The organism is Azospirillum sp. 11R-A (genome assembly GCF_049472615.1).
Classification (GTDB): domain Bacteria; phylum Pseudomonadota; class Alphaproteobacteria; order Azospirillales; family Azospirillaceae; genus Azospirillum; species Azospirillum palustre.
In genome coordinates, this window is the sequence record NZ_JBCEBL010000004.1 from 364,112 (window position 1) to 380,701 (window position 16,590).

The 16,590-nt window shown below is 66.8% G+C and carries 14 protein-coding genes, 1 tRNA gene and 1 rRNA gene; 2 read left to right on the forward strand and 14 right to left on the reverse strand.

Going from position 1 to position 16,590, the window contains the following annotated elements; translation table 11 throughout:
- Window positions 1-62: 62 nt before the first annotated feature.
- The 12 genes from VH569_RS09190 to VH569_RS09245 all read right to left on the reverse strand — a co-directional run bounded on the left by VH569_RS09190 (window position 63) and on the right by VH569_RS09245 (window position 14,544).
- Window positions 63-950 (reverse strand): class I SAM-dependent methyltransferase, encoded by an 888-nt coding sequence (locus VH569_RS09190; protein WP_423315076.1) that lies wholly within the window; start codon window positions 948-950, stop codon window positions 63-65.
- Window positions 947-1,753 (reverse strand): polysaccharide deacetylase family protein, encoded by an 807-nt coding sequence (locus tag VH569_RS09195; protein WP_423315077.1) that lies wholly within the window; start codon window positions 1,751-1,753, stop codon window positions 947-949. The genes VH569_RS09190 and VH569_RS09195 overlap by 4 nt, the downstream gene beginning before the upstream one ends.
- Entirely contained in the window at window positions 1,746-2,489 is a 744-nt protein-coding gene (locus VH569_RS09200; RefSeq protein ID WP_423315078.1) for a class I SAM-dependent methyltransferase, read from the reverse strand. The genes VH569_RS09195 and VH569_RS09200 overlap by 8 nt, the downstream gene beginning before the upstream one ends.
- Complete coding sequence (locus tag VH569_RS09205; protein WP_423315079.1) at window positions 2,486-3,373, reverse strand: hypothetical protein; 888 nt, start codon at window positions 3,371-3,373, stop codon at window positions 2,486-2,488. Before VH569_RS09205 ends, VH569_RS09200 begins: the two co-directional genes overlap by 4 nt.
- On the reverse strand, window positions 3,370-5,400 hold the full coding sequence (locus tag VH569_RS09210) for a glycosyltransferase (protein WP_423315080.1): 2,031 nt from the start codon (window positions 5,398-5,400) through the stop codon (window positions 3,370-3,372). The genes VH569_RS09205 and VH569_RS09210 overlap by 4 nt, the downstream gene beginning before the upstream one ends.
- Window positions 5,397-6,803 carry an O-antigen ligase family protein gene (locus tag VH569_RS09215; RefSeq protein WP_423315081.1) on the reverse strand — a complete coding sequence of 469 codons (1,407 nt, stop codon included), beginning with the start codon at window positions 6,801-6,803 and terminating at the stop codon, window positions 5,397-5,399. Before VH569_RS09215 ends, VH569_RS09210 begins: the two co-directional genes overlap by 4 nt.
- Before the next feature lie 20 nt (window positions 6,804-6,823).
- Window positions 6,824-7,447, reverse strand: a complete 624-nt coding sequence (locus tag VH569_RS09220; RefSeq protein WP_423315082.1) for a hypothetical protein — start codon at window positions 7,445-7,447, stop codon at window positions 6,824-6,826.
- A 58-nt stretch (window positions 7,448-7,505) separates the two neighbouring features.
- A complete protein-coding gene (locus tag VH569_RS09225; RefSeq protein WP_423315083.1) occupies window positions 7,506-9,773 on the reverse strand; it encodes a GumC family protein in 2,268 nt (755 codons plus the stop codon).
- Between the two features lie 49 nt (window positions 9,774-9,822).
- On the reverse strand, window positions 9,823-11,196 hold the full coding sequence (locus VH569_RS09230; RefSeq protein WP_423315084.1) for a sugar transferase: 1,374 nt from the start codon (window positions 11,194-11,196) through the stop codon (window positions 9,823-9,825).
- A gap of 18 nt (window positions 11,197-11,214) precedes the next feature.
- Window positions 11,215-12,555 (reverse strand): outer membrane beta-barrel protein, encoded by a 1,341-nt coding sequence (locus VH569_RS09235; RefSeq protein ID WP_423315085.1) that lies wholly within the window; start codon window positions 12,553-12,555, stop codon window positions 11,215-11,217.
- Between the two features lie 279 nt (window positions 12,556-12,834).
- Entirely contained in the window at window positions 12,835-13,947 is a 1,113-nt protein-coding gene (locus VH569_RS09240) for a glycosyltransferase (RefSeq protein ID WP_423315086.1), read from the reverse strand.
- A 3-nt stretch (window positions 13,948-13,950) separates the two neighbouring features.
- On the reverse strand, window positions 13,951-14,544 hold the full coding sequence (locus VH569_RS09245) for a polysaccharide biosynthesis/export family protein (RefSeq protein WP_423315087.1): 594 nt from the start codon (window positions 14,542-14,544) through the stop codon (window positions 13,951-13,953).
- A 325-nt stretch (window positions 14,545-14,869) separates the two neighbouring features.
- Between VH569_RS09245 and VH569_RS09250 the strand changes: the two genes are divergently transcribed.
- Window positions 14,870-16,045 (forward strand): glycosyltransferase family 4 protein, encoded by a 1,176-nt coding sequence (locus VH569_RS09250; RefSeq protein ID WP_423315088.1) that lies wholly within the window; start codon window positions 14,870-14,872, stop codon window positions 16,043-16,045.
- A gap of 65 nt (window positions 16,046-16,110) precedes the next feature.
- Window positions 16,111-16,296: a recombinase family protein gene (locus VH569_RS09255; protein ID WP_423315089.1), complete on the forward strand. Its 186-nt coding sequence runs from the start codon at window positions 16,111-16,113 to the stop codon at window positions 16,294-16,296.
- 53 nt (window positions 16,297-16,349) lie between these two features.
- On the opposite strand, the gene VH569_RS09260 is transcribed toward VH569_RS09255, so the two are convergent.
- Together VH569_RS09260 and rrf are read right to left on the reverse strand one after the other, a co-directional pair.
- Window positions 16,350-16,426 (reverse strand) — tRNA-Met (locus VH569_RS09260).
- An 81-nt stretch (window positions 16,427-16,507) separates the two neighbouring features.
- Window positions 16,508-16,590, reverse strand: a 5S ribosomal RNA gene (gene rrf / locus VH569_RS09265); the annotation flags it as partial.

Consider the following 16,590-nt stretch of genomic DNA (forward strand, 5'->3'; position numbering starts at 1 on the left):
GCCGGGTTCGGAGCCACGGCCGGGCGCGCAGGCATATGCGGAGAGCAGCACCCGCATGGCCGTCAGCGCCTTCGCGCCAGAGCGATAAGCCCATCGCGCGCCAGTTCGCGGTCGGGCAGATGGGCGAAATCGGCATGTGGCGGGGCGCGCCGCAGTTCCGCGAGATCGTCGGTTCCGCCGCCGGTGGTTTCCCAGAACAGGACGTCGAACGGCGCCTCCTCCAGCAACGTGCGATGCTGCACCGCGCGCAGCCGGTTCAGCGGGGTGTAGGGATTGTCGAACCAGCGCCGCCACGTCGTTTCGGAATAACGCAGGAAATGGAAGCGTGGCAGGGCCGGATCGAAATGGTGATACAGGTCGGTCAGCTCGATCGACAGCAGATAGAGGCCGCCGGGCCGCAGCAGCCTGGCGGCATCGCGATGGATGGCGCGCAACTGGTCGGATGCCGGATATTGCAGCACCTGCGTCGCCGTGATCAGATCGAAACCGGCGTCGGGAAACGGCAGGGGTGGCGACAGCGGAGCGTGATAGGCGATGCCCAGCCGCTCCAGCCAGCCGGCCGGAGGCTCGTCCGCTGCCGGGGCCAGCGGGACGGCGGCGGGATCCAGCCGGTCGAGAATCGCGGCGGCGGCGGCGGCGTCCTCCGGCCGCATGAGGCGGGCGACGTCGATGATCGTCTGCCGGGCCAGTCCATGACGACGCAGGATCAGCGGAATGACCGGAAGCCAACCTCCGCCGATCTCCAGATGATCGGTCAGGGCTTCCGCCTCCGTCCCGCCGGCCGCCCGGAGTATCTCCAGATACCGGCCGGCGACGCCGAGTTTCTGAACCGTCACCTCCTCCAGATCGGCCAGGATCCGCCGCCGTCGCGTCCGCTCGTAACGCGCCGCGCCGCCGGGAACGGTGCCGATCAGCCGCTGGATCGCCACCTTGGCCAGAAATCTCATCATGGGAAGCCGTCCTGTGGTCGCGACGGCGGGGCATCCACCGGCCGAAGGGTCACGAGCGCGCGATTGACCACCCGGCTTTCGGCCGGGAAGGCCGCAGCCGCAGTCGCGAGCGCGCGGTCCAGCGCTCCCCACAATCCGCGGGCCTCGATCTCCCACGAATGACCCCACAGGTGGAAGACCCCACGGCGAAGCGCCGTCCGCCGCGCCAGCACGGCAAGGGCGTCGCCCAGGGCGACGTCCTGGGCCGCTCCCCCCCGCAATGCCAGGGCGCGCAGGATCGCCAGCCGGCTCCCCCCGCCGCCGTGGCGCAGCCAGTTGCGCAAAAGCGCCGCCGGCCGATGAGGGTAGATCTGGGCGGTCGTGGCCATGGCGAAGGGGTCGGCGCCGGCATCGATGCGGAGCATCTGGGTGGTCCTGGCGTGGGAGAACCCCAGCTCCCGCGCCAGGAGCCGGCCCCAGCGCCCGGGCCGGCCGCCTGGGAAGCAGAAGCCGTCCACCGGCCGGCCAAGGATGTCCTCCAGCGCAGCGCGCCCATCGGCCATCTGGCGTCCGGCATCCGCCCGCGACAGGCCCGGCAGCCGGCGATGGTCGGCGGTGTGGGAACCGATCTCGAATCCGGCCGCGGCCAGTTCCCGCAGGTCGGCCGCCGCCATCACCGGCCGGTCCGCCCGGTTGCGCCCCGGAACATAGAAGGTTCCGGTCACGCCATGGCGGAGCAGCATCTCGGCCAGCCTCATGTCGAGCGGATGACCGTCGTCCCATGAGGTGGTCAGGACGGGCGCCGACGGAAGCGGTTCAGCCATGGTCGGCCTTCCGCGCCAGGACGATGCCGCCGACATGAAACGGCGCATGGGGCCACAGCGCCCGGTCCAGCGGCTCCAGCAGCCGCGCCAGCGTGTGGAACGGCGCGGCCAGAAGCAGGGAGAACCCGAGCCGGAGGGCGTCGGCCGGAGTCCTGCCGGACCGCCAGCCCTGTCGCCTCGTGACCAGCAGGCGGCCGGGAACCGAGGCCATGATGCTGGCCACCGCGTAAAGCGGTCCGCCGATCGACCGCGCCGCCACGGGCGTCAAGCCGGCACGTTGCAATTCCAGGGTCATGCCGTCCAGTGTCCAGCGCCAGAGGTCGCGGTCGCGTCCCTGCAAGGTGATGAAGGGGTGGACGACAAGGATCAGGCCACCCGGACCCAGCACGCGCGCCGCCTCCGCCACTGCGGCCCGGGGATCCGTCACATGCTGCAGCAGGTGACAGGCGATCACCACCGAAAAGCGCCGGTCGGCGAATGGCAGATTCTGGACGTCGGCCACCGCCCGGACCCGGTCGCCCGGGCTGATGTCGACCGTGACGAATTGCGTTTCCGGGCCGAGCGCCCGCCGCAACGCGGCGCCATAGGGATCGGGTCCGGCCCCGATATCCAGGCATCGTGATTGCGAGGGCGCGGCGCCGGCCAGATGGGCGGCGATGAAGCGGCGGACGATCGTCCGCTCCGGCAGCAGCAGGTCGAGCGCCAGGCGATAGAGGGTGGCGAACCGGTCGATCATCGGCTCACCTCTGGCAACAGACGGTCGATCAGGGCCAGCAGCCGCACTCGCCGGCGATACTCGGGCGACCGCGCATCCCCCAGCCCTGCCGCCGCCGCTTGCTCCAGCTCCAGGCGACGGCCGAGGTGAAGCAGGAGGATCGCCGCCAGATGCCGCGCCCCGGTGAGCCTGACGAGCCATCCGGCGGTCCGGGCGACCGCCCCATCGCCGCCGATGGCGGCGGCACGACGCAACAGGGGAACGGCGGTCCAATAGAGCCGGTCATGGCCCAGCGGGGCATTCGCGACTCCATATTCGAAATCGATCAGGGTCGGCGGCGCAGCGCGACGGCGCAGCACGTTCCAGTGGATGAAATCGCCATGCGCCCGACCGCAGGGCAGCGGACGGTCGCCCTCCCCGTCCAGCAGCACGCGCCTGTGCCGGGTGATGGCGGAGCGTGGGTCGCCCTCCCCCTCCGGCACCATTTCCGCCAACACCGCCGACAATGGCCGGACGACGCTCCTGCCGCCGACGCCCCGATCGAACGGCCCGGATCGGACGAGAAGCGACCGCCAGCGCGATTGGGGAACCCCGTCGGCGTGCGACAGCCAAAGCGCCGCCCAGTCATCCCCGTCATGGAACCCCAGCAGCGCCGGACGGACGAACGGCGACCGCGGTGGCGGCGCGGCATAGGCGGCGGCCTCGCGGCGGGCCAGCGCCACGGCGAAGCCGCCGAAGGCCAGCTTGACGAATCCGGCGCCGTCGCCGAGCCGAACCGCCAGCCGCCCGAACTGGAGACGATCCGTCCGGATCGGTTCCGCAGCGATGCCCGCAGCGGAAAGCCGATGCGCAATGTCGTGCCTGTCGATCTCCGGCCGTGGAACCGTAGAGCCGCAAGCCGTCATGACGGCGCCCCCGCAAGGCCGAGGACCCGGCGGGCCGCGGCGGCATAGGCGTCGGCCGCCCGCTCCACCCCCAGCGCGTCGCCGGCGCGCCACGCCCCCCGGCGCAATCGGGCCAGCATGGCCGCGTCCGCGGCAAGCCGTTCCATCGCCGCGGCAATCTCGGCGGGATCGACGGCATCGGTCAGAAGACAGCTTTCGCCGTCCTCCAGATAGGCGAATTCCGGACCGTGGGGAGCGCCGGCGCGACAGGCGATCACGGGAACCCCATGCGCCGCGGCGTGAGCCGCCACCAGACCGACCGAGCCGGGCACCACCACCGCGGTGGCAAGCGCGAACAGCGCGGCCAAGGCGTCGGGATCGAACTCCGCCGCAGCGAAGCGCACCGTCGGCAGGTCGGCCGCCAGCCCCCTCAGACGCCCGTCGTCGACGCCGGAACCGACGACCAGCAGACTGGCCTTGACGCCGCGGTTGGCGAGCAAGCGCATGGCCCCGATGGCGGCGTCCACCCGCTTGGTCGCGTAGAGCCGGCCGATGAACAGGAAGACCGCTCCGTCGGGCAACCCGTATCGACGGCGGGCGTCTTCCACCGCCGTTGACGGCAAGGCCGCCAAAGACGCCCGCGCCTGTTCGACATCGACGCTGTTGCCGCAGACAAAGATACGATCGGCAGGAATACCAATGGCCAGACAGTCGCGCATCCCCTCTTCGGTGTAGGGGAGAACGGCATCGGCGCAACGGGCGAGGATGCGGCGCAATCGACGCCGCACCGGTCCCAGCGGCCAGCGTCCCGGCTGGGAAAGCGCGAAATGGCCACTGATCATCACCTTGGGCCGCCCGAGCAGACGACGGGCCAGACAGACCGCCCAAACGCCCAGGTCGTGGGTGTGCAGGCCGACACAGGCGGCGTCGAAACGGCCGCTCAGGGCTGCGAAGCTGCCGGCCGTCCAGGCGAAACGGCCGCCGCAGACCCGAGGCCAAAAGATGTTACGGCCACGATGCGCGGCGATCGGCAGCGCCGCCGTGCTGCCCGCCGCCGTCAGGCCGGTCTGCCCATCCCCATGATACACGACGAAGCGCGGAACGGCCGATTGCGCCAGTGCCCGCATCAGCCCGAAGCGATAATCGGGAACCACGCCCTCCACCAGGAGAACGCGGCGGTCCGGCGTCGGATCGGGGCAAAGCGCCGCCACCACCCCCTTGATCAAGGGGGCCGCCCACCAGACCGGCCAAAGGGGGCCGCCGTGACGGCGGGCGAAGACAAACCAGGCCCGCCATGGCCGGCCACGCGGGCCGGTCACCGCCCGGAGACGGGCGACGAGGGAAAGGTCGGGATCGCGCCAGGGCAGCGGCCGGGTGTCCCGATCGCAGTGCCCGAACCAGCCGGGCGCGACGGCCACATCGATGCCAAGAGCCAGCGCCCGCAGCCCATAGTCGGAGTCGGCCATGCTCTGGACGCCGGCGAACACCGGGTCGATCCCACCGAGGCGTGTCGCCGCAACACGCGGCACCAGCAGGACATTTCCGTTGACCAGTTCGCATTCCCTGGGGAGATCGCTCACCGGCAACCGCGCCGACCGCAACGGATGGAACCCGCTGCGCCGCCCGCCACCAAAAGTCACCGATCCGTCCCCCGTCGACAGCACGGATCCGACGACGATCAGCGGCCGCCCATGCTCCCGCATCCAGCGGTCATGGGTTTCGACCAGCCGCGCCAACGCATCCGGCCGCAATACGACATCGTCGTTGAGCCAGAGCTGGAAGTCGGCATCCGCGGAACCGGACCGCAGGCCAAGCGCCATCGCGCCCGCCCACCAAAGCGTGCCGTCGGCCGTCACGATGCGCGTGGCGGGAAAAAGCTCCGCCACCGCCGACGCCGTGCCATCGGTGCAGCCATCATCCACAAGGATCGTTTCGATATCGAAATTTGATATCTGCCGCGCTGCGGCCTCCAGCGCCTCAAGGCAGCGAAGCGTGACTGCGCGCCGGTTGTGGCAGGCGATCACCGTCGTGAGGCGGCGCCGGATCATGGCCGGCCCGTCGCGACGCCGCCGGGGCTCTCGCGCCCCAACGGCACGGTCGCCGGCGTCCGCGCGCCGGTCGCCCAGGCCACCGGGGATCCCCCCGGGGATCGTACCGCGGCGCCACCGGCTGCCGCGATCCCAGCCAGCGCGCCCAGCCACACGCCCTGCTCGGAGAGGTGGTTGTAGGGAATGTCGTAGATGACGATCGTGGCCAGCAGGGAGACGAGGCAAGGCCGCCACTCGGCAAGGCCGGCCGGGAGCCGTGCCAGCAATCCGGCGGCTATCCGGGCAAAGCCGTACACCCACAATCCAACGCCGACCAGCCCCGTATCCAGAAGCATGGCGATGTAGAAATTGTGCGGCGACTGGAACACGGTCGTCCAGCCGATCTGCCGTTCGTAGCCGGCGCCATACCCGGCACCGAACAGGATCGTCGGCCACCCGCTGGAATAGACGCGCTCCAGCAGCAGTTTCCAGCCGGTGATGCGCCAGCCCAGACTGCTCTCCGTGGTGAAGGGTTCTTCGATGGCCGACTGGAGCGCGAGCGTCAGGAGGTTGTCCCCCATGCCCTGGTACAGCATCCAAAGCAGGGCCAGCCCCACGCTGCCCAACAATAGAAATGGCGCGAACCGGGTGAGCCATTGCCGGCTGGATGCCAGCAATGCGCCAAGGCCAGCGAACGTCGCCCCCCACACGCTCCTGTGAAAGAGGCTGAGAGACACGATCAGCAGAACGATGGAAAGCACCCGCACCACCAGGGAGGAGCGGATCTGCGACCATACCGCCAGTCCGGCCAGTCCGGCCTGCGCCAGGATCAACGCCGAGGCGGCCGGCAGCACCCGCACCTGATCGAAGGCATACAGGGATCCCTGCGTCCAGTCGCGGCCGCGGGGGATGACCCCGCCCAGCAGCCACTCACCGGCGGCCAGCGCCGCCAGAGCCGTCCCAGCGATCAGCCAGATTTGCACCAGCCGGCCCAAGCGCGGCGGCGTCCAGGCGACGGTGAGGCTATAGGACAGGGCAGCGAGCACGTAAAAATGCTGACGATAGAAACTCACCGCCGGTTGCAGTCCAAAGCTGCCCACGCCAACGGCGAAACACAGAAATCCGTATCCGAGGATGACCAGCCAAAGAAATTGGAAACCCGTCATCCGTCCCGCCACCAGGATGCGGAAGAAGGCGGCGATCAGCAATCCCATCGCCACCAGATCGAAGGGCGACACCGTATAGCCGGCGACCTGGAAGCCGAGGTCGATGCCGAGCTGCGTCTCCAGGAGGCTCATGGCGAGCACGGCGACAACCCCGACCTCCCAGAGAACGGTTGCGGACGCCGCCAGCACGGAGAAGCCGAGGACGGCCGCAGGCCCCTGCATGGTGCTGAAGAATTGCTGGAAAAACTCGCCGTCCATCGGTCGCGGTCTTCTCTCGTTCAATGCTTGAGATGGGAGAGGCGCCGCTCGAAGTCGGCCGCCGCCGCCGGTTCCGCCGCCAACCCCTGGCGCACGATCTCCTCCGCGCCAAAGCGGACGGCGAGTTCGGTCACGCTTCCCGGTCCCCAGGCGAAGAAAGTGCGCACCTGCAAATCCATGGCATCCCGCCCGTCGGCGTCCATGTAGGGCCACAGGGCGAAGCCGCTCTCCAGGCGCCTCGCCATCGCGGCGGGATCGAAGGCGCCCGTGACGACCGCCATGCGCCACGCCTGGGCGGCTTCGAGCGGGCGATGGCGGAGTTGCTCGGTGAAGGCCAGCCGTTCCCAGGTGGCCGCGACCAGCGGCGCCCCCAGGAGCGCCCGACGCAGGTCGGCCACGGTGGCCGCAAGACGATCCTCCCGTTCCGCCCGGCTTTCCGCGTTGGAAAGCCCGGCGAGACGCAGGGCGGCGGCAGCGGCGGCGGCGCGCGCCACACCGGACCCGGCCGCTTCCCGGCTCAACGCATCGACAAAGCCGGCCGGCATCATCCGTGCGGCACGGGTGGCGCTCTGCAGCAGCGTCCATTCCGCACCCAGCCGTCCGAAGGAAAGGGCCAGGGCGAACAGGCCGCACAGCACGGACACCGCGACGGCGGCTTTCGATACAGAGGCGGGGCGCCGCCCCCCCGAGGTCGTCACCGGCCTAGTTGGTGTAATAGTTGCGGTGCTTGCCATAGTAATACCCCATGTCGCGGTAACCATAGCTGGCATGCTTTCGTACGTTGACGCGTGTCAGAAGCACCCCGGCGACATTCGCCTTGGCGTCCTTCAGCATGCGGACCGCGGCAAGCACGCTCTCCCGTGGCGTGGCGTTCCAGCGCAGGCAGAACAGGGTCGCATCGGCATGGCGCGCGAGGACCTGCACGTCGGCGACCGAGAGCACCGGGGGACAGTCGAAAATCACCAGGTCATAGGCGTCGCGCATCGCCAGCATGGTCTGATGCACCTTGTCAGCCATGGCCAGCATGTCCACCGGCTTCCGGCCAGCGGCCGTCGCGGTCAGGATGTCGAGGCCGGTCAGGGGATCGCGGATCACCGCGCTGTGGAAATCCAACCCCTCGGTCAACACCTCGGCCAGGCTCAGATCCGATGCCTTCCCCACCTTGGCGCTGATCGAGGCCCGGCGCATGTCGGCATCGACCAGCAGCACCCGCAGGCCCAGCATCGAGGCGGTCCGGCCGATCGACAAGGACGTCAGGCTTTTGCCTTCGTCGGGCACCGTCGAGGTGATGACCAGTGTCTTCGGTTCCGGACGGTCCGGCGGATGGCGGATGGCGAAACAGGCGATGCGGAACGCCTCGGCGTAGGAGGAGGCCGGGCGCTCCACCAGATAGGCGGCGACGTTGCCGGCCGGCCCGCTGATCTGCGGCACCAGCCCGAGCGCCGGCAGGCCGGTCAGCTGCTCCAGCTGGTCCTTGGTCCGAATGGTGTTGTCGAACTTCTCGACCAGCAGCACCAGGGCGAGCGCCGACATCATCCCGCCCAACGTGGCCGCCAGGATCAGCATGAATTTCTTCGGCGAGGTCGGCGACCGCGGGCGCTCGGAGAAGGAGATGATGCGGGCGTCCGGCTGCTGGATCGTCTCCTGCTGGTCGGTTTCCTTGAAACGGTTGAGGAAGGTTTCGTAGAGAATGCGGTTGGCCTGAGCCTCGCGCTCCAGCTCCCGCAGGCCGATTTCCGCGTTGTTCTGGCTGAAGGATCGCGACTCCATCTCGCGGATCTCGCGGGACATCGACTGTTCGCGGTCCTGCAGAACAGCCAGTTCGCTGCGCAGCCCCTGGGTCAGACGAGCGATCTCGGTGGAAATCTTGCCGCGAATCTCCCCCAGCTCGGCACGGATCTTCGCGATCTGCGGATGGCGCTCGCCATAGCGCGACGCGAGGTCGGAGGCTTGGCCGGACAGCGTCGCCTCCTGCTCCTTCAGCCGCGAGAGGAACGACGAGTCGAGCAGTTCGTCCGAAGCCGCCATGCCCCGCCCGGCCCGGCCCACAGCCTCCAACCGCGCGATCCTCGCGGCGACCTCGGCCCGCTTGCTCTGGGTCTCCACCAGGCGCGAGTTCTGCTCGGTCAGTTTCTGCTGGGTCGTGGACGCGCCGTGGCTTTCCAGAAGATTGTGGGTGGCGCGATAGGCACTGATCGCCTGTTCGCTTGCCGCCAGATCCCGGCGCAATCCCTCCAGCCGTTCGTTCAGCCAGTTGGTGGCGTAACGGACCGCCTGGAATTTCGCTTCGAGCTGCTCGGTGATGTAATGTTCGGCGAACGCGTTGGCGATGCGCGACGCCGCGGCCGGATTGGGGGAGCGGTACGAGATCCGGATGACCATCGACTGCGGAACGGCGGCAACGCCCAATCCGCTGCGCAGCCTGTCGATCACCTCGGCGCGTTTGCTCGCTTCGGCTTCTGCCGGCGTGGGGCCTATGGGGGTCGGGGACTCCAGCGACAGCACGTCCCGGAGCTGGGTGGCCACGCTCCTGAGCGAACTGAAGTCGAACAGCGATGGCTGCTCCGGCCGGAGAGCGGGGTTGAACTCGGGATCGTCGTAGAGATTGAGAGCGTCGGCCACCCGCGTGGCGAGAGTGCGGGACTGCAGAACCTCCACCTCGCTGCTGACGGTGACCAGCTGGGGTGAGAGCTGCGAGAGAATCTCCTTGATGTCGACGATGCGCGTCCGCCGGCTGTCGATCATCACTTCCGCCGTCGCCGTGTAGACCGGCTGGATGCGGGACACGAGAAGCCAGGCGCCGCCTGCGGCGATCGCCGTCAGCAGCAGAATGTAGTAACGCCGCCGCCAAAGAGTGATCAGCGTCTGCTTGAAGTCGAGTTCACCCACCAGTCCCAGGGCGTTCCGCGCCGGGTCATCGTGATGCCGGGGAACGTGATGCCGAGGAGCGTAATGATCGGCGGAGGTCATGGTGTCGGCATTCCCAGTTCAGCAATCCTTGAGCGGACGGTTCGGTCGGTCACCATGCGCCCCGCCCTGTCAGCACGATGGCGACGCTACGGGCCAGGATGTGGAAGTCGAGCCAGATCGACCAGTTCCGGACATAATAGGAATCGAGCGCCTGCTGTTCGTCCAGGGTGCTGAGGCTGCGCCCCGACACCTGCCAGAGGCCGCTCAGGCCGGGGCGGACCATACGGCGCAGGCGGCACGATGCCGGATCGAGCGCGGCGATATGGTAGGCCGGCAAGGGACGCGGCCCCACCAGGCTCATTTCCCCACGAAGGACGTTCAGCAGCTGAGGAAGCTCATCGATGCTGAACCGGCGCATGAAGTGCCCCAAGCCGGGGATGATGCGCGGATCGTCGGGCCGCTTCATCCCTCGCTGCCAGTGGGAGACCGCCGGATCTCCGCCGTCCGGCACCGGCGGTGGATGGGTATCCGCATCGACCCGCATGGTGCGCAGCTTGATGAAGCGGAAGGGCCGACCGCCCTGCCCCTCGCGCCATTGCAGGAAAAAGGCCGGCCCCGGCGAAACGATCCTGACCAGCAGGGCGAAGACCGCGATGATCGGCACGGCGCACAGGCCGAATGTCAGGACCAGCGCCAGGTCGACGCCGCGCTTGATCGCCATGTTCAACCCGACCAGCAGGTTGCGCCGCATCTCCAATCCCATGCATGCGCCGACATCGCGCGCCGAGACCCAGAGATTCTGCCACTCCACCACGCCGGACAGCACGAGGATCATGCCGCGATACGGCAGATGGTCGATGGTTTCGACATCCAGGGCTTCGATGGATGGGACGGCGAACACCGCGAAGGAGGCGCCGTCCACCGCGACGGGCTCGTCAGCTTCGTACACCGGTATCCAGCCGATGTCCGGCCGGCCGTTCAGGCGGTCGATGACGCGGTGGCGATGCTCCGGCGGGCCGAACACCGCCACTGGCGCCCCCCACACTCCGCGCCACACCAGCACGCCACGTGTCAGCGCGTCGGCCACCGGCCCGGCGACCAAGCAGGTCCCGGCCGCGATCAGCAGGATGCCGCGCGACCATTGTCCATTCTGGGCGATGTAGTCGAAGAGGATCAGGCTTCCAAAACCGATGGAGGTGACGATGGTCCTCAGACGCAGCCGTTCGACCCCGGTCAGGCCATAGCCTGGATAGAGGCCGGCCAACCAGTAGCCGGCCAGGATGCAGGCCACCGCCACCATCGCCCCTGAATAGACCTCCGCACCGATGCCGATGGGCAACCAGATGGCAAGAAGGGACCGCATGACGACGCCGCAGAGCACCGCGGCTTCAAGAACCAAAAGGTCGACCAGGACCAAAACCAGCGGCGCCCATACGATGCGCGGCCGACGTTCGGACAGGCTGCTCAACGGCGCGGCGACCATACTCCTGCTTCACTCCGTTCAAAGATGCGCGCCGAGCCGCAGAAGCATGACCGTCTGCGTGAATTCGGACGACTTGACGGTGGAGGTTCGGACGCGGGTTCCCGTCTCGGCGCCGACGTAATATTCCGGGGCGAGTGCCCAGATGCCGCGCAGACGGGCCTCGTAGGTCCAGTTGCTCTGGCGGGTGCCTTCGTAATAATCGTTGAAGACCTTGCCGCTCGCGGTCAGCACGATGTTCCGCTCCAATTCATGGCGCACCAGCAGACCGGCCGAGGTTCGCACCAGGGCGCTGGTCTGGGAGGCGGTGGTTTCCTGGATGGAGCGCTCCAGGCTCGGCACCACCACCGTCAGCTTGCTCGGCGTCCAGTTGAAGCTCGCGCGCACCGACAGCCCGTGCGGATCGGTGAAGCGGGAATCCTCGTAATCCTGCGCCATATAGCCCACGGTGAAATCGCCGCGGACCAGCTGGCTGAGATCGACGCTGACGCCGGTGCGGGCGGCATACCCCCAGCTCGACCGTTCGAAGCCGAGATCGTCACGCCTGTCGTCATAGCGCCGGCGATTGGCCGACAGTTCGGCAACGGCCGCGTAGCCGGGAAACAACTCATAGGATGCCGATACCGTGCCTTCGCTTTCGATGCGGTTGCGATCCGAATTGTTGATTGCGGTGCCGGTCGACGTGGAGACGTCGCCGTAGAGACGCCGGTCGAGTGTCAGCACGGCGGCGTAGGTCATGCGCCCGCTGCGCTGCTTGGACCCAAGCCGGGTGGAATAGGTGTTGGTCAGGGTCGGGTGTTCGCCGGCCACGGCATCGGGACTGCCGCGATCCTCATAGCTGCGGTTGAAACTGAGAAGGCCGTTGGCTTCCCAGTCGCGCGACAGATCGTACCGGCCGTCGGCCATGATATTGGCGTCGAGATGGTTCTCGGCATCATGGGTGCGGTAAAGAAATTGTTCGGCGCGCGCGGTAAAATTGACGGCATGTTCGGAAAACCGCGAGCGCAGTTTGATTTCCGGCATCACCTTGTCGACGATGTCGGCTTTGACGTTGTCACGTGTGCTGTAGATATTGCTGTTGAATAAGACTTCGTTTTCAATCGCCGGGAACAGAATGAAGCTGCCGAGTTCGACTCCCTTGGGCTGATAGGAAGCCTGGACACGCTCCTTGTCATCTGCCCCGCTGTCGCGGGGAGACACTTCCTTGGTGATCCGGGCGGCATTGTTGACCCGCCGGGGATCTTCTTCCTGCTGGACGTTCAAGGTTTGGGCAAAGGCCAACGACGCACTCGACACCGTGCCGAGAGCTGCCAACGCAAGCGCGATCTGCCGGTAATCCTTGTAAATCGTTCCAGCATACATTGTAAAAGCCTCACAGACCATCAATTGCTGAAATACCCCACTACCATACACTAAAGTCTTATACTACAAGAATAGTCTGAACGCCGACGGGATGATGGAAGAAGCACGCAGACAGCGGGGAAACGCTGCCGACGACTGCCCTTGCCACAAACAAAAAAATTACCATCTCTAGTTGTTGCCCATCAGGGCAGGGCCGAGTCCATCGCGGTAATGATCTGTCGCACGCCAATGGATGATCTGCCGCACGCCGACGATCGACGCTGAACGATGCAGCCCAGTTCAATCGGACCGCAGACACCCGTAAAGCCGGAGATAGCGCGCAACCCCGACGCCGGTCGAGAAACGGCTACGTGCCGCCTCAGCGATCCATCCAGCATTGTGTCGATGCTCGCTGTCGGCGGTAGCCGACATCGTTTCAAGGCCGGCAGCCAGTCCCTCCACGGTCGGCGGAACATGAATCACACCCGGAGCGATCCCCCTGAAATCGGCAAGGCCGGGAACGTCGGCGAGAATCTGCGGCAGGCCGCTCGCCATGGCCTCTACCGCCGCCATGCCGAATCCCTCCCGCAACGACGGCATCATGTGAAGGTCGGCGGCATGGAGGTGGCGGGGCACGTCGTCGGACTGGCCGACAAAGCATGCCCGGTCCGACAGGCCCAGCTTGGCTGCCACCTGCGCCAGGGAATCGCCGGTGGCAGGATCGACGGAACGGCCGACATGCAGGAAGCGCACCCTTCGCTCCGCGCGGACCCGGCCAATCGCCTGCAGGGCACGGTGATAATTCTTGACCGGCTCATGATTGCCGATGCTCACCACCACCAGATCGTCCGGCGCAAAGCCGAAATCCCGCCGGGCGGCTTGCCGTTCGGCGTCCGTTGGCGGAAAAAACCGGGTGTCGTCGTACCAGTTGGGACAGAGGGTTGTGTCGTTCATGAAGCGGCAGCGTTCATTGACACGCACCGACGGGCTGGGAACGACATGGCTGACGCCGAAGACGCGGTGACACAGCCAGCGCTCCGCCCCCTTGCGCAGACGCAGCGGCCCGGTGAAATCGAACCAGGCATGGATCGTGCGCACCACCCTGGTCGTCGGTGCCGCCAACGCCGCATACAGCAGCGCCGCCCGTTCGCAGTGAACATGCGTGACGTCCGGCTTCACGTCGGCCAGAAGGCGCCGAAACAGTCGGGCATAGCCGGGCGTCCGTTCGAACGGCAGGTGATGAACGATGCAACCGGCCCGCTCTAATGCCGGAGCGAACACCCCCCGCTCCGCACCGGTGGACAAAACATGGGTGTCATAGCCGGCGTCACGGAAATGCCGGGTCGCGACCGCCAGCATGACCTCGGCCCCGGAGCGCTGCAAGGCATTCAGGACATGCAGAACGCGCGGCATCCGCTAGTACCGGCGCTCCAGTACCTTCACGATGTCGCCGGGCATGATCGGAGTGAACTCGTCGGCACGATAGAGTTTCTGCTCTTCACCTTGGGGACGGACCAGCACGACTTCGCTCTGACGGGCACGGTAGTCGTATCCGCCTGCACGGGCGATGGCGCTCAGGACGGTCAGCCCGGTCGTATAGGGAAACTCTCCGGGTTGCCGCACCTCTCCCATCACGTAGAAGGGCTTGAATGTCTGGATCTCGACCGAAACCGAGGGGTTGAGCAGCAGCGCGTTGCGACGCAGCACATCTTCGATGCGCTTACCGGTTTCCCTGGCCGTCAGCCCGCTGGCGGGAATGTTACCGGCGAGCGGAAGGGCGATGTTGCCGACGCTGTCCAGCGAGAAGTCGCCCGACAGGTTTGGCTCTTCGAACACGATGATCCGAACACGGTTGCCCGGTTCGAGACGATACCCTTCGGTCAGGTTGCTGATCTTCTTCGGCGCCGTTTCGCTTGGAAACTCGCCGATGGTTGAAGCACATCCCGCAAGCGCGACGAAACTGGCCAGCAGGAACGTCCTGCAGGCGTGGACGATTAGACTTTTGGCCAAGATGATTCCCACCGGTCGGATAGTCCCATAGGGATGGTATAACCGACTGATCGTCTGGTCGCCATGCTGAAGCGCATCGGCCGGATTTCCTAAGAACGCCACCACCCTGTGCATGGCGCGCCGAACATCGCTGCGATAATGACCGCTCGATGCTATGTAGAAACGCTGTGTTCCTATCGATAAGGCCCCGCATGCCCTTGTTTCGCCGATCGTATCCGACAGCGTTCGCGGCAGCCACAACCGTGGCCGGGCCAAATCCGCTGGCGCACTGCGGAGAGAGGCCTGCCCGGTTCGATTGGGTCGCGGTCCGGATGTGGTTCCAGGCATGAACACGGCCCGCCCCATGCGCATCGGCATTGCCGCGCCAGCGGATCTCTCGCTTCTCGGCGCGATGTTCCCGAATTCCGCACTGCCGCAAGGGCTTGGCTCCACAGTCATTTCCCAGCTTGTGCTCGCCTTGTGCGATGGCGGCGACAGGGTGGTACTCTACACGTTGGATGAGGGCGTGACCTGCCATCAGCGCTTCGATGCGGGAAACCTGACGGTCCATGTTGCACCCTACCGCCGCAGGCATCGCATGCGGGACTTCATGGCTGCGGAACGCCGGGCGATTCGCGACATGATCAGGAAGGACCCGCCGGACGTCGTCAGCGCCCACTGGGGCTACGAATTCGCCCTTGGTGCTCTGGCCGCCGGCTATCCGACCCTGATCACGTTCTACGATTGGGCACCGATGATCCTCAGGTTCAAGCCGGATCTCTACCGGCTTGGCCGCCTGGGGCTGTTCCTGTGGACGCTGGTCTCCGGGCGGCATTTCGCAGCGCCCTCCCCCTATATCGCGGAACGGATCGGCCGCTTCAGCCGGAAACCTTGTCCGGTGGTTGGCCAGCCGCTTGAAGAGCGCTTCTTCCGCCCGGTTCCGCGCCGTTGGCCAGGGGGGAGGCCTGCACTCGTTTCTGTCGCCAACGGATGGGGGCGTCTGAAGAACACGCGATCGCTGATCCAGGCCTTCGCCATGTTGCGGCGGCGCTTTCCAACAGCCGTCCTGACCTTCTACGGGTCCGACCACGGTCCAGGGCAGGCTGCCGAGTGCTGGGCGCAGTCCGCCGGCCTGACCGAGGGCATCGTCTTCGCAGGTCTCGTCCCCAACACCGTTGTGCTGGAGCGCTTGGCCCAGTGCCATCTGTGCGTTCATCCATCTTTGGAGGAGGCCTTCGGCCAGATCGCTCTCGAATCCTTGGCGTTGGGCACCCCGATTGTTGCCGGGCAGGATGCGGGGGCTATTCCCTGGGTGCTGGAAGAGGGGCGGGCTGGCCTTCTGGTCGACACGCGCGACTCAGCCGCGCTGTCCGATGCCATGGCCTCCCTTCTCTTGGACCACGATCGGTGGGAGCGTTATTCCGTCGCCGGGCTGGCCAGCGCGCGCCGGCGCTTCACCGCACGGGCGGTCGCTGACCGATATCGTGCGCTGCTTCGTGACCTGAGCAATGAGACTGGCTGACCAGGGGAATCAGGATCTGATATTTCGGGCGCGGTGCTAAACCGCCCGTCACCCCCAGGGGTGAGGTGGTCCGCGAGATCTTCACCGCTTTCGCCGGCGGCCACAGCCCCAAGCAGATCGCTCGCGATCTCAACACCCGCGGTGTTCCCGGCCCCCGTGGCGGCATCTGGCGCGACACCACCATCCGCGGCCATCACCACCGGGCGAGCGGCATCCTGCGGAGTCTGCGAAGGCGCTGCTGCGATGCGTAAGGCTCAGACGCACGAACGCCCCGGCTCTTTCGAACCGGGGCGTCAAGTGTCGGTGGTTGCGGGGGCAGGATTTGAACCTGCGGCCTTCAGGTTATGAGCCTGACGAGCTACCGGGCTGCTCCACCCCGCGGATGTATCATTGTCGGGTGATGGACTTCGTGAAGATGCAAGCGTGCGTGCTTTGGATTTGAGCGTCTCCTGTGCCTGAGCGACCTGGCGGCGACCTACTCTCCCACGTCTTAAGACGCAGTACCATTGGCGCGGAGGCTTTTCACGGCCGAGTTCGGGATGGGA